We start from the raw sequence: 22048 nt of genomic DNA on the forward strand, positions 1-22048 counted from the left end.
GATAATTTCTCACCAAGTGTTCATTGATTTTGTACACCTGAGGCTCGCTGATGAAGGAATCGCACCATGGATATTCAGGCACTGAAAACCTTTCTGACCCTGGCCGAGGTACAACGCCTGAGCCTCTGTGCCGAACAGCTGTGTCTGACCAAGTCCGCGGTCAGTTCACGAGTCCGGCAGCTCGAACAACAGCTCGGCGAGCAACTGTTCGTCAGAAACGCCCGCGGCATGCAACTGACCGATGCCGGACGAAGCTTCTATCGCCATGCCATGGTGATGCACCAACGTTGGATCCGCGCCAAACTAGAGATCCGCGATAAGAGCAGCCGTGCCCGCTGGCTGCGCCTTGGCGCCCATACCGCATTGGCCAATGATCTGCTGCTGAGCTGGAGTAGCGCCATTCGTGCTCGCTATCCGGAGCTGGGTCTCCATCTGGAGGCGGACTACTCGAATGAAATCGTGCGCCAGGTGGCACAGGGCACGCTGGATATCGGCTTGATATTCGTCGCCGATACCACCTCCGGTCTGGTGGTGGAGCAGGTGCTGGAAGACAAGTTGATCATGGTATCCAGTGACGCCCGTGCCCTCGAGCAGGTCCACGTCGACCGCTACCTCTATCTGGACTGGGGCTGGGGTTACAACGCGGCCCACAACGAACGCCTGCCGCAGCTGCAGAGTAGCCTGCTTTCCTGCGGCAAGGCCGATCTGGGGCTGCCCTGGCTGCTACAAAACGGCGGCACGGCCTATCTGCCGGCCCGCACCGTCGCGTCGCAGCTCGCATCCGGACTGCTGGTGCAGGTGGCCGACGCCCCCGAGTTCAAGCGGCCGATATTCGCGACATTCGCCGCCGATGCGCCGGACCGGGCGCTGCTGGATACGGCGCGCGAAGTACTGGCGGCGTTGGGCAGCTGAGCTGATCAGCGTTCCCGGCTGGGATTTTTGTTGAAGCGCTGTCGGTAGCTGCGGGAATACCACTGCATCTCGAGACCGAGGTCAGGAACCGATAAGCGGCACTGTCCGCGCCAGGGCCGAAAAGTGCCGCTGCCAATCCGGCATCCCCGCCATCCATGGCGATCAGATGCGCGGCGAGTCTCCCGAAGGACTCATCACGCGTCTGCGCTCGGGCCTAACCTCCTAAATACCGGTTTCTATTACCGCTATTGCGACCGGGTAGCGCACGCAGACACGCCACGCAATCGTCCCTGAGGGCTCCGCTGCGCCATCCCTGGCGCAGAGGGTCTGCTTAGCAATACCCGGTCGCTGTCTAGAGTAACCTACTACTCGGAACAGCTATTTAGTACAGAAGGAGAAGGGTTATTTAGCCAGGTTTAGTACTGAGTCATCGTGGTTACCTCTCCTGAGACGCAGGATAAAGGCGGCCCCCATAGCGAAGATGCCGAAGGCAACCGGAATGGCCGCCACCGAGATGAGTGTCAGAATGACCTTGAAGATGTCGCCATCCAGCCAGTTGATAACGATGGCCAGAGAGGCCATGGCGACGATCCAGAAGGCCCGGGAGCGCTCAACCGTGAGCATTTCACAGACCAGCCCGGCGGAGTCTGCGCTGGTAACGAAGAACAGCAGTATGTTGAGCGCCAGTATGGCCGAAAGGACACCGTACTGATCGAGACTGGCCATCAGTTCAAACACATCCTTGGCGCCCGTTTCCAGTCCACCCAGGCCGAATACGGTGAACCACAGGCAGGAGAACAGGCTTGGCACCAGCATCACCCCCAGCACCAGCTGGCGCAGGGTACGCCCCCTGGAGATACGTGCGATGAACACTCCGGTAAATATGAACCAGCCATACCAGGACGCTTCAAAGGCATAGAGCCAGTCGGCAAGCCAGGCCTTGCGTTCGGGATCGCCCAGGCCGATGTCGGTGGCCATGGCCGGGTAACTCAGCAGGTATTCGGGAAGTAGACGGCCGAAGGTCGACAGTATTTCTCCCGGGTTGGTCAATAGGAATACGCTGAACATAAGGACAAGGGCGAACAGGGTATTATAGTTGCTCAGCCACTTGATGCCGCGATTCAAACCGGAGGCACTGGAAGCGATGGCGAAGCCGGTCAGCACAACGATGATCAGGGTGGGACTGATGTCGATCCCAACGAATTGCACCAGGCTCTTCTGAAGTGGCTCCGCGGCGTAGGAAAAGGTCAGTGACAGGCCGATGACCGTCGAGACCACCAGGCTGACCAGGTTGAGCTTGCTGAGGAAACCGCCGCCCAGCAGGCTCTCGGCGGGCTTGGCGATATTCAGGTTATACATGGCGTGGGCAAAGAGCACGCCGATGGCCAAATACCCGGACCAGGCCAGTAATCCCCAGTGGTTGAAGGCATAGAGCAGCGCCTGATCGGTGCTGCTTCCCGCCTCGACATGGTAGCGCGGTTCCAGCACGCCCCAGGTGACGAGGCCGATGCCCATGCCGGTGGCGAACAGCATCCCCAGCCAGGCCAGGGTAGAGAATTCCGGGGCCCCTTCACCGAAACGCAACCGTCCGAGCGGCGTCAGCATCAGGAGCACAAACCCCACCGACACAACGAAGGCGGGATAGGTGAAGATAAAGCCGAGATTGCCGATGACATTGACCTTGATGGTATTGAGCAGGGCCTGGAAGGGTTCGGGTGCCAGTGCCGCGAAGCCGATAAGAGCGATGATCGTCGCTATGGTGGCGATGGTCGTACTGAAATTCCGTTTCATGAGTCTCTTTCCTTGTATGTGTCGTTATTGCTGTAATGAACCAGAAAGGTATCGCTCGTCGTTAATGGCTCTCCTTATTGGATTTAGTTAGATGCTTACGTCGGCAATAAACATGAAAAATGGCAAGGACCGGTCAGCGCAAGCGTGATCCAAGTGCCCGGCAAAACCGCTGCCAGGCCTCTGCCATGACGGGCAGTGACTCGCGGGCATGCAGGCAGCCGTGCAACATGTCGGCGGCCAGGTGATAGCCCACGTCCGCGCCCCCTTGACGCCAGGCGGTAACGGCATGCTCAAGGGGGGCGGTCAAGGGATCACGCCCAACTGCCAGTACCTCCACACCGCTGGCGGGAGGCTGAAGGCCGTCGACAACCGGGGCGTCTTGCTCGATCAGGGCCAAGGCCGCCAGCACATCCTCTCGGCTGAGCAGCGGGGCATCGGGTCCGAGTGTTGATCGTACCGGCATGCCTACCAGGGGGTAGATCAACCCCAGGGGTGGGACCTTTTCGACACTAACCATCACATCGAGGATCAGCCGGGCACCGGCGCTGTCCCCCACCAGTGCTGCAGGGACCAGGGCCTCGAATACCCGGCGGCAATCCGCCATGGCATCGGCATAGCGCGCCTCCGGCATCAACTGGTAGTCGATGCTGACCACTTCCCTCTCTAGGGACAGGGCCAGGCCTTCGGCAATGCCCTGGTGGCTGTCCAGCGAGCCCAGGCTGAAACCGCCACCATGCACATAGAGCACGCAGCCCGGGTGACAGTGCGCCGGGCGGTAGTGGCGAACCGGTACACCCTCGATACGGGCGTCGCTCAGTTTCATGCCGGCGGGACGCGGTGGTGCAAAGGACGCACAGAGGGCATCATAGTGGCGGCGCGCCGCGGGAAACCGCATACCGGTCATGGCATCCAAGCCGCGCTGGAAGCGCTGCTCGAAGGTGACAATATCCATACTGACATCTCCTGTATCCGGGAGCATTGGCCATGCCAGGGTTGCGTCTTGCTTAGTCCCCTGGTGTTTAGCCGCTTGCCGACCTGAGTCCTGGTGTTCCAGCACACCATAGAATGACGAACAAGTTACACGTCCGGGAGATCGGCTTTTATATCGATCCGCATCTTTTTTGCTCATTGACGAAGGGTTTTGCCTGCAGTCGCAAATGGATACGAAATACCTGTTTGCGTCAGCAGGCCCGGGAAGGAATTTTAAAACCGGCAGATAGAGGCGGCTTCAGGTGATAACCGCAATGCCGGATCAGCGTTCCCGGCTGGGATTTTTGTTGAAGCGCTGCCGGTAGCTGCGGGTGAAGTGAGACAGGGAGGCAAAGCCGCAGGCAACGGAGATATCGGTCACGCTCTGGCTGGTTTGCTGCAGCATCCAGCGGGCCTGATCCAGACGCAGGTTGCGGTAGTAGGCACTGGGGGTCTGCTGCAGATAATGACGGAACAGCCGTTCGAGCTCCCGCTCCGACAGCTGCAGCTGGGCTGCGATTTCAGCGATGCGCAGCGGCTCCTCGAGATTGAGCTCCATCAACTGTACGGCCTCCAGCAGCCGCGGATTGCGGCTGTCCAGGCGCTGCTGCAGCGAGGTGCGCTGAGGATCGCTGTGGGCGCGCTTGTGGGTGTAGATCAGCTCGTCCGCTACCATGGTCGCCAGGCCGTTACCGTGCTGAGTGCCGATCAGATATAGCATCATGTCGAGCCCGGACAGGGCGCCGGGGCACGAGAAGCGCCCCCTATCCACCACCAGCAGTTCCTGCACGAAATCAACCCGGGGAAACGCCTCGGCGGTGCTGTCCAGGTTTTCCCAGTGCATGGTGGTCCGGTAGCCATTCAGTATTCCCGCTTTGGTGGTAATGTAGGAGGCCGTATCCTGGCTGCCTATATCCACGCCGAGATTGGCCTGTTGGCGGATGAAACCCAACAAGCCCGGGGTGATCCGCTTGTGAGGCAAGTCCCCCGCACAGACGATAAGCGTTTCGTACTTGCTCGCGTCTCTGATGCTCTGATGACTCTTGATTTCAATGCCATCGCTGCTCTCTACCAGGCCGCCCTGCTCCGATATCAGGTGCCACTGATAAAGCTCCCGGTCGCTTAAGCGGTTGGCATGGCGCAAGGGATCCAGCATGGCCGTCAGGCCGAACAGCGAGAAGCCGGGCACCAGCAAAAAGCCGATGCGCTGGGGGTAGCTGTGGGGGCGATCGCCAAACATGAGTGCACTCTGTCCTTGTAGGGTTGTGTTCAGGTACCGGTCAGCCACCAGTGTGTGTCCCCCACCCACATTTTGTTTACCAGCAAGGCCAATAATAGGCGGATATAGGCAAGCTTTATGGGGAAGCCGGGATAGTATTGTGCAAAAGCTACCCTGACGCAATCCTCACAAGAGACCAAGCATGACAACTGAACTCAAGGTATTTGACGGGCCTGTGCTGCCCGAGTGGATCGATTATAACGGCCATATGAACGACGCCTGCTATGTGCTGGTGTTCAGCCAGGCCATTGATGAATTCATGGTGCAGATTGGCCTGAACGAGGCTTTTCGCAACGAACACAGGGTATCTATCTATACGCTGCAAAGCATGGTGCACTATCTACAGGAAGTGAGCCTGGGCGAGCCCTTGCTGGTGGAGGCACGCCTGCTGGAAAGCGACGCCAAAAAACTGCGGGTGTTTTTTACCATGCGCCACGGCGACACCGGCACCGAACTGGCGGCGATGGAAACCCTGTTACTGCACATGGACATGGCAGCCCAACGCGCCGCGCCCATGCTGCCCGTTACTGCGGACAAGGTCGCAACCCTGCAACAGCGCCAGGCCGGCAGCGACTGGCCGGCACTGGCCGGGCGTAGCATCGCCCTGACGCGCCCGCGGGGCTGAGCCAATCCTTCCTCCTGCCCCACGGCCAGCTACCAGGCTAACACCGTTCAGTTAAGGGTCGCCAGGTCCGGGGCCGACACCTCGTGATCAGCGACCACGGGGTTTCCGCAGCATCATGGCGACCGGCCTTAGGTGGTATGGTAAATTGGGGCCGGCTACTACTACTTGACCAGCGGGTAGCGGGAACGCCGCTTCAGATCCCAGCCGCTGGCCACCTGGTCTCGAAACGACTGCAGCATCTCGGCATGCGCCGACGAGACCGCCAGGTTGCGCAGCTCCCGGGGATCCTCGGTCAGGTTGTTCAACTGGTCCGCATCGGCCGGCGAGCAGATATACTTGTTGTCCCCGCGCCGGATCTGCCCTGGCCCCCTCAGGTAGACCGCTGTATCGCCCTCCAGCACCCCGCCTGAGCCAGGTAATAGACGCCAACCGGGCAGTCATGCAAGGAGGGCGAGAGCGATCGCGCCCCTCAGGTCCGACCATGTTCACAGCCGGACACAAGGAGACATCACCATGAGAAACATCATCAAGGCCCTGCCGCCGCTGGCCTACCTGAATGCGTTTGAAGCCGCGGCCCGTTACCAGAGTTTCACCCAGGCCGCGGACGAGCTCTGCGTCACCCAGGCGGCGGTCAGCCGGCAAATCCGCCTGCTGGAAGAAAACCTGGGCTGCGCCCTGTTTAACCGCTCACACAAGGCGGTCACGCTCACCCCAGACGGGCGCAAGTTCCAGCGGGCGGTCACCGCCGCCCTGGAGCTGCTCGCCACCACCACCTCGGAGCTGAAAATCAGGCGATCCGGCTCCACGGTCACGGTATCCGCCGATCTGGCCATCGCTTCCCTGTGGCTGATCCCCAAGTTGCCGCTGTTCCGCATGGCGCATACTGGCATCATTGTTCATGTCGACGCCTCCGACGACCATACCCACCAGGTCAGGGAAGGTGCCGATATCGCCATCCAGTTCGGTGACGGACACTGGCCCGGCTGCAATGCCCGTTTCCTGCTGGGCGAGGAAATCTTTCCGGTCTGCAGCCCCGCCTACCTGGCCGCCATGGGCGCGCTGGAGCACCCCATCGATCTATTGGACGCAACCCTGATCCACCTGGAATCCGAGCACTGGGACTGGATGGACTGGACCACCTGGCTGGCCCACAAGAACCTGCCGTTGTCGGCAGGCCGGCAGGATCTCTACATCAGCAACTATCCGGCGGTGCTCCAGGCGGCACTGGGCGGCCAGGGTATTGCCCTGGGCTGGCGTCACCTGGTGGACGAACTGCTGGCCAGTGGTGCTTTGGTCCGGCCGATGGCGGCGTCGGTGCAGACCCGGCGCGGGTTTTATCTGGTCCATCCGAGCAACAACCTGCTGAGCGAAGAAGCACACATCTTCTGCGAGTGGACCATAGAGCAATGTGTGGCGGCAGGACCGATGAACGGCAAGCTGGATCCAGCTTCTCGGCCCGGTGCCTGACAGGCAGCGCTACAGGGCCGCCTGTCATTAATTCATAAAACAAAACAATCAAAAAGAAAAATAAACTTAATAAATTTATAACGCCATTACACACTGGGGTCGATACCAACAAACGGCCCACCCGTAGCATCGCGAAAGCAGCCCCGGGGGCACCATCCCACAAGGACGAAACGGGGAAGAATGATGAACAGAGTACTTTGGCAACCAGACAGGACACGAATCGAGCGTAGCAACCTGCACCGGTTTATGCAGCAGGCCGGCGAGCGCACCGGTGTAAATATCGACAGCTATGACCGGCTTTACCGCTGGTCTATCGACCGGCCGGATGAGTTCTGGTCTCTGGTTTGGGACTTTACCGGGGTGCTGTCGAGCGAGCGGGGTGAACGGGTGCTGGTCGACGGCGAGCGGATGCCCGGCGCTCGCTGGTTTCCCGAGGCCCGGCTGAACTATGCCGAGAATCTGCTGCGTTACCGCGACGACCGGCCGGCGCTGGTATTTCGTAACGAGGCCGGCCTGCGCGACAGCCTGAGTTACGCCGGGCTTTACCGGCGGGTGGCACAGGTGGCCGCCGGCCTGCGCCGCGCCGGGGTGGTTGAAGGCGATCGGGTGGCGGGCTTTGTGCCCAACGTCATCGACACCGCCGTGGTCATGCTGGCCACCGCCAGCCTGGGCGCCGTCTGGACTGCCTGCTCACCGGATTTTGGTCTCCAGGGCATCATAGATCGCTTTGGCCAGACCACGCCCAAGGTGCTGTTCACCACCGACGGCTACCTCTACAACGGCAAGTCCTTCAACTCGCTGCAGCGCCTGGCACAGGTGCTACCACACCTGCCGCCCCTTGGCCGGCTGGTGGTCATCCCCTACCTCGACGCCGCCCCCGATCTGGGCCCGGTGCCCGACGCCGTGCTGCTCGATGACTTTATCGACCCGGCAGCCATGAGCCTCGAATTTACCCAGGTGGCTTTCGACAGCCCGCTCTGTATCCTCTATTCCTCCGGTACCACAGGGGTACCCAAGTGTATCGTCCATGGTGTGGGCGGCACCCTACTGCAGCACCTGAAGGAGCATCAACTGCATACCGATCTCGGGCGCGAAGATACCCTATTCTATTACGCCACCTGCGGCTGGATGATGTGGAACTGGATGCTCAGTGGCCTGGCCAGCGGCACCACCTTGGTGCTGTTCGACGGCTCCCCCTTTGCCCCCACCGCAACGGTGCTGTGGGATATTGTGGAGCAGGAAGGAGTCACCGCCTTCGGCACCAGCGCCAAGTATATCGCCGCCCAGGAAAAAGCCGGCGTCCGGCCGGGCCAAAGCCACCGGCTGAACTCGCTCAGGACCCTGCTGTCCACCGGTTCGTCCCTCACTAACGAGAGCTTTGAATATGTCTACCGGGAGGTTAAAAGCGATCTCTGCCTGTCGTCAATCTCGGGCGGGACCGATATCCTGTCGTGTTTTGCTTTGGGCTGCTCGATTTTGCCGGTGCGGGCCGGTGAGCTGCAGTGCCGGGGCCTGGGCATGGCGGTCGACATCTGGGACGAGGGCCGGCCGGTGACGAGCGGCAAGGGAGAGTTGGTCTGTACCCGTCCCTTCCCGGCCATGCCCATCGGTTTCTGGAACGACAGCGACGGCCAACAGTACCGAGATGCCTACTTCAATACCTTCGACAATGTTTGGGCCCACGGCGATTTCGCCGAACTTACCCCCGCCGGCGGCGTGGTGATCCATGGCCGTTCCGATGCGGTGCTTAATCCGGGTGGGGTGCGGATTGGCACCGCCGAGATCTACCGCCAGGTGGAGAAGGTCGAGGCGGTACAAGAGGCCGTGGCCATCGGTCAGCGCTGGCAGGACGATGTGCGGGTCGTGCTGTTTCTGGTGCTCAAGCCCGGATATCGCCTGGATTCAGTCCTGGAACAGGAAATCCGTCAGACTATTCGCAGCAACACCACACCGCGCCACGTGCCGGAAAAGATTATCCAGGTCGCGGATATTCCCCGCACCCGTACCGGCAAGCTGGTGGAGCTGGCCATTCGCAACACCGTGGAAGGACTGCCGGTAAAAAACCTGGCGGCACTGGCCAACCCCAAGGCACTGGCATTGTTCCGGGAGCTGCCACAACTGCGCTGCTGATAACGAGCCCTGCACCTCGCCAACTATCCTGAATACGACATAACAGGCAGATACCTGTTGCGGAGGGTAAAACGGCTGAATAGGCTGTAGCGAAAATGAATAGAGGAGGACAGAACCATGATGATCACCGAGCTGATGGATCAGGACGATTTTCGTGCCCAGTTGCAGGCATGGGGGCTTGAGGGGGCGGCTCAGCTGTCGCTGGCGGAGTGCACCGATAAATTGGTCAAAGCCCTGGCGGGTCCGGAACGGGCGCTATGGCAAGAGCGTCTGGCATCGCTGCAGGCCAAGCGTGAACTGCTGCATCCCGAGGTGCAGGGTGTTCTGGATAACTGTATGAAATAAAGAATGGGGGGAGCTGAACGCTCCCCCTTTAGACAGGCTTATTCCGGCAGCTTGACCGACACCTGGGCGTTGTCGATAAAGGTATCGGAATACCAGTCGACAAAGTTCACCACCCCGAATTCATAGGTAGCCGAATAGGGGCCCGGCTCATAGGCCATGGAGTTGATGCCCCGCTGATTTTCTTCGGCTAGGGTCCGGTCCTGGGCATTGGTGGCGTCCCATACCCGGCGCAGTTTTTCCACGTCGTAGTCGACCCCTTCAACCGCGTCCTTGTGCACCACCCACTTGGTGATCACCTTGGTCTTCTGCGGACCGATCGGCACCACCTGGAAGGTAATCAGGTGATCGCTCTGGCCATGGTTCCAGGAGTTAGGCAGATGCAGTATACGCAACGAGCCCAGCTCCCGGTTCTTGACCCGGCCCAGGGTCTTCTCGCAGGCATTGGAGCCGTCGATGGTCATGGCCACCTTGCCTTCGGCCAGCGGCATACGCACCATGCGGTTGCGAAGCCCGAACGACACATGCTCATGGGGAATGTTTTCGGCATCCCACTCATCGGCCATGCGCGCCACATGGGCCTTGAAGGCGTCGGTGGCACGGGGATCCGTGGTGTCATCGAATTCCAGCAAGGTATTGAGCAACTCGGGATGAGAACCGTTGCAGTGGTAACACTCGCGGTTGTTCTCGAGCACCAACTTCCAGTTGGCATCCTCAACGATCTCGGACTGGACCGCTACCTTGGCGTTTTCCAGGTCATAGGGTTCGAGATAACGCTCGAGCTCCGCCAGGAAATCGTCAATCTCGGGCGGGTTGTCGGCCAGGCTGATAAAGATATAACCACCGGCGGTCTTGGTGTGCACCTTTTTCAGCGGGAATTCGGCCTTGTTGAAGCTGTCACCCATATCATTGCCGGCATAGATCAAGTTGCCATCCAGCTCATAGGTCCACTGGTGGTAGGGGCAGACCAGCTTGGCGACCTTGCCTTTCTTGGAAGTACACAGACGCGACCCACGGTGCCGGCAGACGTTATGGAACGCCTGAATTCCATCTTTATTGCGCACTATGGTAATGGGGTTGTTGCCCACTTCCAGGGTCATGAAGTTACCGACCTTGGGGATCTCGCAGGTCAGGCCGACATAGAGCCATTCCTTGCAGTAGATCTGCTCCATATCGGCGGCAAAGACCTCGGGGCTGTTGTAAAACGCCTGAGGGAGTGAATAACCGGGACGACGCTGCTGCAACATCTGCACTGCCTCACCCAAGCCGGGGGACGTGCCGATCAATGCGGTATTGGTCTGCTCCATGTGTGCTGCTTCCTTTGCTGATATGTGGTTGAACGGTGTGTCCCGGATACCATCGATGGAACCCCACCGGAAGCCCTATTTTCATCAAGGTTATGCCATGACGATTATCTGAAAACGACTCACCAGCAGATGATTTCCGACCTCCCGCCGCCCGCCCGGCCCGACATACACCGGCTCATTGCCCAAAGCGGGGCTAGTAGATATCTGCGTGTCGTTTTTGGACAACCGTCCAGCTCCAAAGTGCACAAAAATGCCGACATAAGGATAACCCGGGGAGAGGCTCCCTAAGCCCGACGGAGAACAGCGATGAATCAGGATTTTATCTCACCCATCAATACCCAAACATGGAGTAACGGGCGTCACCCCGTACGGTGTGTCAGGGTCATACAGGAAACCTGGGATGTCAGGACTTTCTGCTTTACCGCGGAAAGCCCCCTGCTGTTCTTCTTCAAACCAGGACAATTCGTCACCCTGGAACTGGAAATCGAAGATCAGACGGTGATGCGCAGCTACACCATCGCTTCCTCTCCTTCCGTACCCTACAGTTTTTCCATTACGGTGAAGCGGGTACCCGGCGGCGTTGTGTCCAACTGGCTGCACGACAACCTCAATGAAGGGGACGCCCTGGCCGTACATGGCCCGGTCGGCAACTTCAACTGTATCGACCACCCCAATGACAAGGTGCTGCTGCTCTCCGGCGGTGTCGGCATCACTCCGGTGATGTCCATGGCCAGATGGTGGTTCGACACCAATGCCGATGTCGATATCCACTTCGTACACAGTGCCCGTACCCCCAAGGATTTGGTGTTCTACCGGGAACTGCAACACATGGATTCCCGGCTGAACAACATTCACCTCAGCCTGATCTGTGAACGCACCGATATCGGGGAAACCTGGAGTGGCTTCAAGGGCTATCTGAACGGCTCCATGCTCGCCCTGATCGCCCCGGACTTCATGGAGCGGGAAGTCTTCTGCTGTGGCCCCAACCCCTACATGCGGGCGGTACGCACCCTGCTGGAAAACAGCGGTTTCCCGATGGAGCACTACCATGAGGAAAGCTTCGGTGCGACCCCGGTGGATGTTGCCGAAGACGTCGAGGAACATGCCCGCGAGGCAGTCGAACTGGCCGAAGAGCTGGAGCGCACCGAAGACCGGCTGATGGTGTCTTTCCAGGACAGCGATCTGCAGGTCGAGATACTGCCGGGCGAGACCCTGCACAGTGCCGCGGCCCAGGTTGGCCTGCATATTCCCAAGGCCTGCGGCATGGGCATCTGCGGCACCTGTAAGGTACAGGTGGTGAAAGGGGAAGTAACCATGGAGCACAACGGCGGCATCACAGAAGAAGATATCGCCGATGGCTATGTGCTGAGCTGCTGCAGCGTGCCCCAGGGCAATGTAGAGGTGGCGTTCTAAGCCCCTCGCCTTGATTTCCGGCTTCCGTACTCCATGCGCTCCGACAAACGAGCCAGGGCAGGATGGAAGCCGGGTGCCTTGTCTCCCCGCTCCAGCGGAGATACTGTGAGCGGTGCACGCCTCGTCAGTCGTGGCGGCTATGCCCGGCGGGACCGCGGCCGGGTGACAGGATATAACCCGGCCGCCACCATCACGACTCTCCCGGGGTCAACCCCGCGAACCCTGTCAACTTACCGCCAGCACCCACCCCCATTTAAACTCACCCCGCTATACGGTGACCTACGAGATCAGGAAAGCTATCCCATAGGCTGCCGGCCTGAGGCCAACAAGGAGGATGCGCCGCATGTGCCAATCAACACGTCTGCCCGAGGGAGGCTGCATCGATCGCAGCCAGCCACTTAATTTTGTCTATAACGGCAAGCACTACCAGGGCTTCAGGGGCGATACCGTCGCCTCGGCCCTGCTGGCCAATGGCATCGATATCATCGGCCACAGTTTCAAGTACCGGCGCCCCAGGGGCATCATGGCAGCTGGTGTCGAAGAACCCAATGCCCTGATCCAGGTGGATGCAAACAGTGCCCGCCCTCAATTTAGTCGCAAGGCCACCCAGGTCCTCCTGTACGAGGGCCTGGTGTGCAACAGTACCAATGGCCGCCCCAATGTGGTGGCTGAGCCGGGGGGACCACTCGGCAATGCCCGCGGCAGCCGGATACCGGCAGGTAATGGTTACAGGAGCTTTATGGCCCCTAACCCCCTCTGGCCCGAACCTGAACAGGCCCGCCACCAGGCCACCGGTTTTGGCTGCAATCCGGCCGAGGCAGATCCGAACAGTTGTGATCATCTTCATCATCATGTGGATGTGCTGGTGATAGGCGGCGGTGCGTCCGGCCTCAGCGCTGCCCGCTCGGCGGCCCGCAGCGGCGCCCGAGTGATGCTGGTCGACGAGCAGGAGTCCTGGGGCGGGCACCTGCTCGACAGCCGAACCCTACTGGATGCCAGCCCTCCCCGAGCCTGGATAGCCGCTGTCATCGACGAGCTGGAACGAAGCGAAGCGGTCACCCTGCTGCGACGCAGCACTGCCTGCGGTTATTATGAGCACAATTTCGTGGCCATCCTGGAGCGCCGCGACAGCCACCCGGAAGCACCGCTGCCGGCCACTCGCCAGCGAGTGCACAAGGTGCGGACCAAACAGCTGATCCTAGCGACCGGGGCCGTCGAGCGCCCGCTGGTGTTTGCCAACAACGATCTTCCCGGCTGCATGCTGGCCGGAGCCGTTTCGGCCTATATCAACCGCTACGGCGTCGCCCCCGGTCACCGGCTGGTATTGATGGCCAGCCATGACCTCGCCTATCAGACCGCCCTGGACTGGCTCGAGGCCGGTCAGGAGCTGGTGGCGGTGGTCGACCCCCGTCCCGATGCCGACGGTGAGCTGGTTCGTCGGGTAGCGGCCCGCCAGGTTCCCGTACTCAAAGGCCATGGCGTACTGGAAGCCCAGGGCCGCAAACGAGTGAAAAGGGTGCTGGTCGGCCGCCTGAGCGATGATCGGCAAAGCATTGTCGGCGCCCCCCAGCGACTGAGCTGTGACCTGGTTGCCGTCAGCGGCGGCTACAGTCCCCAGGTTCATCTGAGCTGCCAGGCCGGCAACCATCCGAGCTGGAATCAGCAGGTCGCCGGCTTCGTCCCCGGCGCCGACCCGCAGGATCAGCATTGCATCGGCGCCATGGCAGGAGACTATGACCTGGCCGACAACCTGCGGGCCGGGCTCGAATGCGGCGCCATCGCCGCCCGGTCCGCCGGCTACGCAGATAACGCGGAAGAACCCGAGCTCCCCCGGTGTGACAGCATAGCAGCCGGGCCGGCCATGGCCATCTTCCATCTCCCCCATATCAAGTCCACCAGCCGCGCCCCCATGCAGTTTGTGGATTTTCAGAGCGACGAAACCGCCGCCGATATCGAACGGGCCGCCCGGGAAGGTGGAGAGGCTATCGAGCATACCAAACGCCATACCCTTATGGGCTTTGGTATCGATCAGAGCCGGCTTGGCAATATCAATGGCATGGCCATCCTGGCCAAGGCCCGGGGACAAAGCATTGAGCTCGCCGCCGCTTCCCTGCTCCGAGCCCCCTATACTCCTGATGGTGTTGTAGACCCGACCGGCCCTCGTGCAGAAACGCTGTTCGATCCGGCCCGTTTTACCGCCATGCATGCCTGGCATCTGCAGCAGGGCGCCGAGTTTGAGGATGTCGGCCTCTGGAAACGCCCCTGGTACTTCCCCAGAGCCGGCGAAACCATGGAGCAGGCGGTACAGCGGGAATGCCTGGCAGTACGCAACGGGGTCGGTATCCTCGATAACTCCAGCCAGGACAAGATCGATATCCAGGGCCCCGATGCCCGGGCGTTTCTGTCCCGAGTCCATGCCGATGCCCACCTGGCCCCAGGCAGCTGTCACCACGGCCTGATGCTGAATGAAAACGGCATAGTGTTCGATGACAGCATCACCAGCTGCATCAACGATCATCACTTGCTGATGACCACCACCGGCAGCACGGCCGGGATACAGCAATGGCTGGAGTCGTGCCATCGGCGCGAATGGCCCGAGCTGCAGGTCTATTTCACCTCGGTGACCGAGCACTGGTCCACCCTGACCCTCTCCGGCCCCGATAGCCGCAAGCTGCTCGTCGAACTGTGCGACGACACGGATCTGTCTGCCGATGCGTTTCCCTTTATGACCTGGAAAGACGCCCGGGTTGCCGGGGTACCGGCACGCATCTTCCGTATTAGCGTCACCGGCGAACTCTCGTTCGCGATCGATGTGGAAGCCAACTATGGTCACTATGTATGGCAGCAATTGTTCTCAGCTGGCAAAAAATACCATCTCACCCCCTACGGCACCGAAGCCATGCGGGTGCTGCGGGCGGAAAAGGGCTTTGCCATTGCCGGACAAGACACGGTCGGTGCAGCCTCTCCCTTCGGGCCCTCACTTGGGCGGATTCTGGACATGAATCAGCCGTTCGACGTTATCGGCAACGGGGCTCAGGGCAGCTATCGGGGCTGCACACAGCTGGTGGGCCTCAGGCCCGAGGATAGCCAGATGATATTGCCGGAAGGCACCCGAGTGATGCCGGCTCCCACCGCCCCTGAGCCCATCTCGAAACTGGGTCACGTCACCGCCAGTTACTACAGCGCCAGCCTGGGTTACAGCTTTGCCCTCGGCCTGGTCAAGGACGGCTTGAGCCGGCTGGGGGAGACCGTATATCTGTCCGGGACGGATGGCCGGATGATAGCGGCCCGGATAAGCAGTCCCGTATTTTACGATCCAGAAGGAGAGCGCCAATATGTCTGACCCCGTCGCCAGGCTCAGGATTCCCGAATTCGAGGTGAGAGCCGAAAGCCCTCTCCATCATGTTACCTTGCCCGGGCTTGCCAGCCCAACCGGCGAGGGCCGGGTCAGGCTGCGCGAGCTGTCTCTGCGCGGGCATCTGGTGCTGAGGCTGGATCCCGGTCAGCAGGAGCTGGTAGACGGGGTGGAACGGGCACTGGGGATCCCCCTGCCCCTCAAACCGGGAACAAGCAGCCATAACGACCAGGCCCAGCTGTACTGGATATCTCCCGACGAGTGGCTGTTGCTCACCGAGGGGACGCAGCTAACCAAGCTGGAAGACCATTTACGCCGGTGCCTGAGCGGCCACTACGCCCTGGTCAATGTGAGCGGTGGCCAGACAATACTGGAGCTGTCCGGACCCGATGCAATCCAGGTACTGAAAAAGTCCACCGGCTATGATGTGCACCCGCGCTCCCTGCCGGTCGGCAAGTCGGTTTCCACTACCTTCGCCAAAACCCAGGTGCTGCTCAGCCATATGGCGCCCCAAAACTACCATCTGGTAGTACGGCGCAGCTTTGCCGACTATGTCTGGCTATGGCTGCAGGATGCCGGGGCCGAATACGGCCTGACGATCATCAATTAATCCGCCCTAAAAACCATGAATTATGTCGCTCCCGGGCAATATCTCCGACCGCAGCTATGACATTATCTGTACATGCCTGACAGACGGGCATGTTGTTTTATAGGGTCAGTCCACTTTTACTGGCCTGGGCAACAGGTGCCCAGGCCAGTTTTTTAACGCCATGGACGGCTGAGTCGACCCAAATGCTGCCCAAAGCTGATATTTGCCCATCCTCCGACATACTCCTCTCCCAGGACCGCCTATATAGAAGCAAGGTCGCTTCCCGGCCGGGATAGTCACGGGATTCACTGAATGCGGTAGCCTTCTCATATCCGGCAGCATTGATGCGGGCACCACAACGGCTCAGCCCTGCCCCATCGACAATCCTTGATGCCAGTGACTGCTGTGTGGCTCAGGATTCAGAACGACAGCCCTAGCCTGCCGCATAAATCAGGATCACAAAGGCCAGCCCAATCCTTAAGCCGGCGTAGGAACAGCCCAGGTGCGTAGCGGATGCCCTGAACACAACAAGGCCGCCCATGGGCGGCCCGGTCACGGATGGTAATATCGCGGGTGGTGTTAGCCAGCCTTGGCTGACGCCCGACTCACCTGGGAAACCGCTTCCCCCAGCTGGTTGAGCTGGCGGCGGCGCTGCCAGAGCAATATCGCGATCAGGCCATAGAGGCCGATCACCGCCAGTCCCACCCACTCAATTTTCAGCGGGGTAAACTGGAACAGCAGCACCAGGCCGAACATCAGTGTCCAGTTCAGGGCCACATAGCGAACCGACCCCAGTTTCTCCGCCTCGATACGCAGGTTGGTGGTATAGAGACGGATCAGGGAGTCCAGGGAGTTGATCACGAAGATAACGCCGACCACCACCATCGCCAGGTTCAGCAGGCCGCCAATCGCCAGGGTCTGCTCGAAATGCAGATAGAGTACCGAGAACCAGATGGCGATGGGAATGGACGGCACCACCAGCATGGAAACACACAGTTGCCAGGCCTTCAGCCCGCCCGAGAAACGGGCCACGAACTGACCGATCATGATGCTCCAGGAGAACCACCAGAACAGGTAGAAGGCATGGTAGTCGGTGATAGGCGTAATAAACTGGTGAATATTGGTGAAATACTCGCCGATACCGGCCACAGTACTGCCCAGTCCCTGCACTCCGGCCCCCGTATTCAGCCACATGGCGATGATCAGTGCAATAAACAGCCAGGTCGACGCCACACTCAGTAACTTAACATAACGTACATCGGAGCTGGACCAGACCGCTGCCAGCACCACCAGCGCCACCAGACCATAGGTCATGGCCGGTGAGATACCTTCGATATAGCTGGGCAGATAGCTCAGGAACAGGAATCCGGTGAAGGCACAGGTGCCGATGATCACCAGGTTGTTGATAAACTTGATCAACGGGATCTCGAACAGCCTGACCCTCGGCTCGATCAGCACGAAATAGAAAGTGGTCAGGAAGTAAAATCCCCACACCAGGAAGCCCCAGAACCCGAACTCGATTGCCAGGGGGTTGGCGAAGCCGTACTCGGCCTCACTGGCATAAACCGGAAATTCGGTCAGCGGAAACATGATCAGGCCGACATCCAGGCCCGAGGTAAACAGGATAGCAATAAAGGTAAACAGGGAGGTGGGCATCTCGCCCTTGCAGCGTACATTCCCGTGACGCAGCAGTATCAATGCCGAGGCCACCAGGGTAAAAATAATTGCAACAGATAACACCATTTCCATGGGTAAAACCCTCTTGTCTTGATTCCATGACTCATAAATTACATTGCGATAAGACCATCCACTGGTTTCTCTGGTTTGTGTGCACCCCGCTGTGAAAATGTTCAGGGCCTGCCCTTCGGCACCGGCCTGAATTTAATTGAACGATCAATCAATTTAACTGTAAGTAAGATAGCACACCGGGCAGACCCTGTATGCGTCACTTTCTTAGCTGGATACGACAGCATGCAATAAAAAACCCGGTTCTGTGACCGGGTTTGATACTGAATGGGAAAGGATTACTCGGGCGCGGCCAGCCCCGACTGGTGATAGATAACACCGTCCCCGCCGCGGGCAAAGCCGAGCAGGTTCATGCCCGACTGGCGGGCGTAGTCGATGGCCAGTGAGGTGGGCGCCGACACCGCCACCAGGGTGGCCACCCCCAGCATGGCGCACTTGTGCACCATCTCGTAGCTGGCCCGGCTGGTAACCATGATGAAGCCGGCAAGGGGGGGTGTGCCGCTCAGCTGGGCGCCGATCAGCTTGTCCAGAGCATTGTGCCGGCCCACGTCCTCCCGCACCATTAGCAGCTTGCCCTCGCGGTCGAAGGCCCCGGCCGCATGGACAGCGCCGCTCAGGTGGTGCAGTGTCTGGCGCTCCCGCAGCAGCTCGCCGGCCCGGGCGATCGCCGCCAGGGGCGGCATGGCGGCCGGACTGACCAAGGGAGCCGGCGGCAGGGCCTGCACCAGTGACTCCCGGCCGCAGAGGCCACAGCCGGTGCGACCGGTCAGGGCACGCCGTTTTTCTTTCAGTTTCAAAAAACACTCACTGCTGAGCTCTATCTCTATCTCGATGCCCAGACGCTGACGATTGAACTCCATGCCATAGAGTTGCCCGGCGCGGCTGATAATGCCTTCGGTCAGGCTGAAGCCCAGTACAAAATCCTCCAGATCCAGGGGGCTTGCCATCATCACCGCATGGGAAATGCCGTTATAGACCAGCGCCACCGGCACCTCTTCGGCAACCAGATCCTGCTGCCGGGACAGGTTGCCCTGACGGATCCGGTCAACCTCTGCGCTGACCACGCCCGCAGGGCAGCTCTTCGACTGCTGACCGTTCATGGTGGCTCCTTTCGCTATGATTAACTTGAGTCATCTTGATACCGCTACCTGCGGCAATCGGCAAGATTTTCCGAATAAAAAACGGGGGCGCCTGCCAAACAAGCGCCCCCGTTATTGCTGATGTCATCCGCCCTCGGGCCGGCACCAGCTTAGGGTTTTAGTCATTATCCTTCTTGCTGCCGGCCTCATGAAAGTCCAGCTGCTCACGGGTAAAGGCATAGAACTGTTGCTGCCAGTCGGACAACACATTGTCGTTCGTTCCCGTTATCTGAACCGCTGTTACCTTGTATTCCGGACAGTTGGTCGCCCAGTCGGAATTATCGGTGGTGATCACGTTGGCGCCGCTGTGCGGGAAGTGAAAGGTGGTATACACCACGCCCGGCTGCATGCGCTTGCTCAACCTGGCCTTCAACACAGTGCTGCCGGTGCGGCTGGCAATGGTGACCGGCTGACCGTCCACAATACTGCGGGCACTGGCGTCATGCGGATGAATTTCCAGCACGTCCTCGCTGTGCCAGACGTTGTTGTCGGTGCGCCGGGTCTGGGCCCCCACATTGTACTGGCTGAGGATACGCCCCGTGGTCAGCAACAGCGGGTAGCTCTCCGACACCTTTTCGGTAGTGGGAATAAACTCGGTCACCACCATGCGCCCCAGGCCGATGGGAAAGCTGTCGCCATGCATGATTGGCATGCCTTCGGGGTGCTCGTCGTTGCACGGCCACTGGATGCTGCCCAGTTCGTCCAGCTTGTCGTAGCTGACATTGGCGAACGACGGGGCCACCGACGCGATTTCATCCATGATCTCGGAAGGATGCTGATAGCGCATCGGATAGCCCAGGGCATTGGCCAGCGCCATGGTGATCTCCCAGTCTTCCTTGCCCGCCAGCGGTGTCATCACCTTGCGTACCCGGTTGATCCGGCGTTCCGCGTTGGTGAAGGTGCCGTTCTTCTCCAGGAAGGTCGAGCCGGGCAGGATCACATGGGCGAACTTGGCGGTTTCGTTAAGGAAGATATCCTGCACGATCAACAGCTCCAGGGAGCGCAGTGCCGCCTCCACATGCTGGGTATTGGGGTCCGACTGGGCGATATCCTCACCCTGCACATACATGGCCTTGAACTGGCCGGCAATGGCGGCATCAAACATATGCGGGATCCGCAGCCCGGGCTCGGCTTCGAGGCTTACACCCCAGGCCGCCTCGAACTGGCTGCGCACCCCAGCATCGTTGACCGGCTGATAGCCCGGCAGTTCATGGGGGAAAGAACCCATGTCGCAGGAACCCTGCACATTGTTCTGCCCCCGCAGCGGGTTGACCCCGACCCCGGGCCGGCCGATATTGCCGGTGGCCATCGCCAGGTTGGCGATACCCATGACCATGGTCGAGCCCTGGCTGTGTTCGGTTACGCCCAGGCCATAATAGATGGCGCCGTTGCCGGCGGTGGCATACTGGCGGGCCGCCTGCCTGATGGTCTCGGCCGGCACGCCGATTACCTCCGCCATCTGCTCCGGCGAGTTACGCTGCTCGGCGACAAAGGCGCGCCAGATACGGTAATCATCCGGATCACAACGCTCGGCTACGAATGCCTCGTCTTCCAGCCCTTCGGTCACCACCACATGGGCCAGCGCATTGATCAGGGCGACGTTGGTCCCCGGCCGGATCGGCAGGTGAATGCCCTCGCCCGCGTGGGGCGTTTCCAGCAGATCGATATGGCGGGGATCGGCCACGATCAGGCTGGCACCTTCCCGCAAACGCTTGCGCATCATGGAACCGAATACCGGGTGGGCGTCGGTCGGGTTGGCGCCGATCACCATGATGCAGTCGGACTGCATCACCGAATCGAAGTCCTGGGTACCCGCCGACTCGCCCAGGGTCATCTTCAAGCCATAGCCGGTGGGGCTGTGGCACACCCGGGCACAGGTATCCGTGTTGTTGTTGCCCAGCGCCGCTCGCACCAGCTTCTGCACCAGGTAGGTTTCTTCATTGGTACAACGGGACGAGGTAATACCGCCGACGCTCTTGCGACCATGCTTGTCCTGCACTTCGCGCAGGCGCCGAGCGGCAAAGTTGATTGCTTCTTCCCAGCTGACTTCGGTCCAGGGCTCATCGATCGAGGCGCGGATCATGGGCTTGGTCAGCCTGTCCTTGTGGGTGGCATAACCGAAGGCAAAGCGGCCCTTGACGCAGGAATGGCCATGGTTGGCACTGCCGCCCTTCCAGGGGGTCATGCGGATCACCTGATCGCCTTTCATTTCCGCCTTGAATGAACAGCCCACGCCACAGTAGGCGCAGGTGGTGATCACGCTGTGCTCGGGCTGGCCATTGTCGATCACCGACTTTTCCATCAGCGTCGAGGTCGGGCAGGCCTGGACACAGGCACCGCATGACACGCAGGCCGAGTCGACAAAGTTGGTGTCCTTGCCGGTAGAGACCTTGGAGTCGAAGCCCCGGCCTTCGATAGTCAGGGCGAAGGTGCCCTGCACCTCGCTACAGGCCCGCACGCAACGGGAGCAGACGATACACTTGCTCGGGTCGAAGGTGAAATAGGGGTTGCTCTCGTCCTTGACCGAGTCCAGGTGATTCTCGCCGTCGAAACCGTAACGCACTTCGCGCAGGCCCACGGCACCAGCCATGTCCTGCAGCTCGCAGTCGCCGTTGGACGGGCAGGTCAGGCAGTCGAGGGGGTGATCGGAGATATACAGCTCCATCACGTTGCGGCGCAGCTTGGCCAGGGCCTGGCTCTGGCTGCGCACTACCATGCCCGGCTCGACCGGCGTGGTACAGGAAGCGGGATAGCCCCGCCGTCCTTCGATTTCCACCGTGCACAGCCGGCAGGAGCCAAAGGCCTCCATGCTGTCGGTAGCGCACAGTTTGGGAATATTGATGTCTGCCCTGGCCGCCGCGTGCATCACCGAGGTGCCTTCGGGGACCGTGACCTCGATACCGTCTATGTTCAGGGTAACCAGCTTTTCCGACAGCCGGGCCGGCGTCCCGTAATCCTTCTCGGGATAAAAATGCTCAACCATC

The 22048-nt window shown here is 60.2% G+C and carries 16 protein-coding genes; 8 read left to right on the top strand and 8 right to left on the bottom strand.

All coding sequences use genetic code 11. The annotated features are described in order from the left end of the window. The first annotated feature begins 66 nt into the window (after positions 1 to 66). Complete coding sequence (locus DCS96_RS08965) at positions 67 to 912, top strand: LysR family transcriptional regulator (protein ID WP_116473942.1); 846 nt, start codon at positions 67 to 69, stop codon at positions 910 to 912. A gap of 402 nt (positions 913 to 1314) precedes the next feature. Here the strand turns inward: DCS96_RS08965 and DCS96_RS08970 are convergent, their stop codons facing one another. From DCS96_RS08970 to DCS96_RS08980, 3 genes are all read right to left on the bottom strand, one after another. Then, complete coding sequence (locus DCS96_RS08970) at positions 1315 to 2703, bottom strand: BCCT family transporter (RefSeq protein ID WP_116473943.1); 1389 nt, start codon at positions 2701 to 2703, stop codon at positions 1315 to 1317. Between the two features lie 133 nt (positions 2704 to 2836). Further along, complete coding sequence (locus tag DCS96_RS08975) at positions 2837 to 3655, bottom strand: alpha/beta hydrolase fold domain-containing protein (RefSeq protein ID WP_116473944.1); 819 nt, start codon at positions 3653 to 3655, stop codon at positions 2837 to 2839. A gap of 300 nt (positions 3656 to 3955) precedes the next feature. Continuing rightward, positions 3956 to 4912 carry a GlxA family transcriptional regulator gene (locus DCS96_RS08980; RefSeq protein WP_116473945.1) on the bottom strand — a complete coding sequence of 319 codons (957 nt, stop codon included), beginning with the start codon at positions 4910 to 4912 and terminating at the stop codon, positions 3956 to 3958. Between the two features lie 181 nt (positions 4913 to 5093). Between DCS96_RS08980 and DCS96_RS08985 the strand changes: the two genes are divergently transcribed. Next, positions 5094 to 5576 carry a thioesterase family protein gene (locus DCS96_RS08985; RefSeq protein ID WP_116473946.1) on the top strand — a complete coding sequence of 161 codons (483 nt, stop codon included), beginning with the start codon at positions 5094 to 5096 and terminating at the stop codon, positions 5574 to 5576. Positions 5577 to 5737: 161 nt separating this feature from the next. Here the strand turns inward: DCS96_RS08985 and DCS96_RS08990 are convergent, their stop codons facing one another. Continuing rightward, positions 5738 to 5977, bottom strand: coding sequence for a hypothetical protein (locus DCS96_RS08990; protein ID WP_116473947.1), 240 nt, complete (start codon positions 5975 to 5977; stop codon positions 5738 to 5740). A 112-nt stretch (positions 5978 to 6089) separates the two neighbouring features. Here DCS96_RS08990 and DCS96_RS08995 point away from each other — a divergent pair, with 112 nt between their 5' ends. From DCS96_RS08995 to DCS96_RS09005, 3 genes are all read left to right on the top strand, one after another. Next, positions 6090 to 7043 carry a LysR substrate-binding domain-containing protein gene (locus DCS96_RS08995; RefSeq protein ID WP_116473948.1) on the top strand — a complete coding sequence of 318 codons (954 nt, stop codon included), beginning with the start codon at positions 6090 to 6092 and terminating at the stop codon, positions 7041 to 7043. A 180-nt stretch (positions 7044 to 7223) separates the two neighbouring features. Continuing rightward, positions 7224 to 9173, top strand: coding sequence for an acetoacetate--CoA ligase (locus DCS96_RS09000; RefSeq protein WP_198649970.1), 1950 nt, complete (start codon positions 7224 to 7226; stop codon positions 9171 to 9173). A 117-nt stretch (positions 9174 to 9290) separates the two neighbouring features. Further along, entirely contained in the window at positions 9291 to 9518 is a 228-nt protein-coding gene (locus DCS96_RS09005) for a hypothetical protein (protein ID WP_116473949.1), read from the top strand. A gap of 38 nt (positions 9519 to 9556) precedes the next feature. Here DCS96_RS09005 and DCS96_RS09010 read toward each other — a convergent pair whose 3' ends face one another. Continuing rightward, a complete protein-coding gene (locus tag DCS96_RS09010) occupies positions 9557 to 10822 on the bottom strand; it encodes an aromatic ring-hydroxylating oxygenase subunit alpha (protein ID WP_116473950.1) in 1266 nt (421 codons plus the stop codon). A 306-nt stretch (positions 10823 to 11128) separates the two neighbouring features. Between DCS96_RS09010 and DCS96_RS09015 the strand changes: the two genes are divergently transcribed. From DCS96_RS09015 to DCS96_RS09025, 3 genes are all read left to right on the top strand, one after another. Beyond that, positions 11129 to 12235, top strand: coding sequence for a hybrid-cluster NAD(P)-dependent oxidoreductase (locus DCS96_RS09015; RefSeq protein WP_116473951.1), 1107 nt, complete (start codon positions 11129 to 11131; stop codon positions 12233 to 12235). Positions 12236 to 12578: 343 nt separating this feature from the next. Next, complete coding sequence (locus DCS96_RS09020) at positions 12579 to 15578, top strand: 2Fe-2S iron-sulfur cluster-binding protein (RefSeq protein ID WP_116473952.1); 3000 nt, start codon at positions 12579 to 12581, stop codon at positions 15576 to 15578. Next, complete coding sequence (locus tag DCS96_RS09025) at positions 15571 to 16200, top strand: sarcosine oxidase subunit gamma (protein WP_116473953.1); 630 nt, start codon at positions 15571 to 15573, stop codon at positions 16198 to 16200. The genes DCS96_RS09020 and DCS96_RS09025 overlap by 8 nt, the downstream gene beginning before the upstream one ends. A gap of 558 nt (positions 16201 to 16758) precedes the next feature. Here the strand turns inward: DCS96_RS09025 and DCS96_RS09030 are convergent. The 3 genes from DCS96_RS09030 to fdhF all read right to left on the bottom strand — a co-directional run bounded on the left by DCS96_RS09030 (position 16759) and on the right by fdhF (position 22047). Beyond that, positions 16759 to 17928 carry a BCCT family transporter gene (locus tag DCS96_RS09030; protein ID WP_116473954.1) on the bottom strand — a complete coding sequence of 390 codons (1170 nt, stop codon included), beginning with the start codon at positions 17926 to 17928 and terminating at the stop codon, positions 16759 to 16761. Between the two features lie 275 nt (positions 17929 to 18203). Then, positions 18204 to 19025, bottom strand: coding sequence for a formate dehydrogenase accessory sulfurtransferase FdhD (gene fdhD, locus DCS96_RS09035; protein ID WP_116473955.1), 822 nt, complete (start codon positions 19023 to 19025; stop codon positions 18204 to 18206). Positions 19026 to 19182: 157 nt separating this feature from the next. Further along, positions 19183 to 22047: a formate dehydrogenase subunit alpha gene (gene fdhF, locus DCS96_RS09040; RefSeq protein ID WP_116473956.1), complete on the bottom strand. Its 2865-nt coding sequence runs from the start codon at positions 22045 to 22047 to the stop codon at positions 19183 to 19185. Position 22048 lies beyond the last annotated feature (1 nt).

The sequence above is a fragment of the Zobellella maritima genome (assembly GCF_003075035.1).
Classification (GTDB): Bacteria; Pseudomonadota; Gammaproteobacteria; order Enterobacterales; family Aeromonadaceae; genus Oceanimonas; species Oceanimonas maritima.

Bases quoted from the DNA above. Each gene is read 5' to 3' on its own strand.
- DCS96_RS08975 (WP_116473944.1), bottom strand. From the start codon at position 3,655: ATGGATATTGTCACCTTCGAGCAGCGCTTCCAGCGCGGCTTGGATGCC.
- DCS96_RS08970 (WP_116473943.1), bottom strand. From the start codon at position 2,703: ATGAAACGGAATTTCAGTACGACCATCGCCACCATAGCGACGATCATC.
- DCS96_RS08965 (WP_116473942.1), top strand. From the start codon at position 67: ATGGATATTCAGGCACTGAAAACCTTTCTGACCCTGGCCGAGGTACAA.
- DCS96_RS09015 (WP_116473951.1), top strand. From the start codon at position 11,129: ATGAATCAGGATTTTATCTCACCCATCAATACCCAAACATGGAGTAAC.
- DCS96_RS08995 (WP_116473948.1), top strand. From the start codon at position 6,090: ATGAGAAACATCATCAAGGCCCTGCCGCCGCTGGCCTACCTGAATGCG.
- DCS96_RS09025 (WP_116473953.1), top strand. From the start codon at position 15,571: ATGTCTGACCCCGTCGCCAGGCTCAGGATTCCCGAATTCGAGGTGAGA.
- DCS96_RS09030 (WP_116473954.1), bottom strand. From the start codon at position 17,928: ATGGAAATGGTGTTATCTGTTGCAATTATTTTTACCCTGGTGGCCTCG.
- DCS96_RS09000 (WP_198649970.1), top strand. From the start codon at position 7,224: ATGATGAACAGAGTACTTTGGCAACCAGACAGGACACGAATCGAGCGT.
- DCS96_RS09010 (WP_116473950.1), bottom strand. From the start codon at position 10,822: ATGGAGCAGACCAATACCGCATTGATCGGCACGTCCCCCGGCTTGGGT.
- DCS96_RS09020 (WP_116473952.1), top strand. From the start codon at position 12,579: ATGTGCCAATCAACACGTCTGCCCGAGGGAGGCTGCATCGATCGCAGC.
- DCS96_RS09005 (WP_116473949.1), top strand. From the start codon at position 9,291: ATGATGATCACCGAGCTGATGGATCAGGACGATTTTCGTGCCCAGTTG.
- DCS96_RS08985 (WP_116473946.1), top strand. From the start codon at position 5,094: ATGACAACTGAACTCAAGGTATTTGACGGGCCTGTGCTGCCCGAGTGG.
- fdhF (WP_116473956.1), bottom strand. From the start codon at position 22,047: ATGGTTGAGCATTTTTATCCCGAGAAGGATTACGGGACGCCGGCCCGG.
- DCS96_RS08980 (WP_116473945.1), bottom strand. From the start codon at position 4,912: ATGTTTGGCGATCGCCCCCACAGCTACCCCCAGCGCATCGGCTTTTTG.
- fdhD (WP_116473955.1), bottom strand. From the start codon at position 19,025: ATGAACGGTCAGCAGTCGAAGAGCTGCCCTGCGGGCGTGGTCAGCGCA.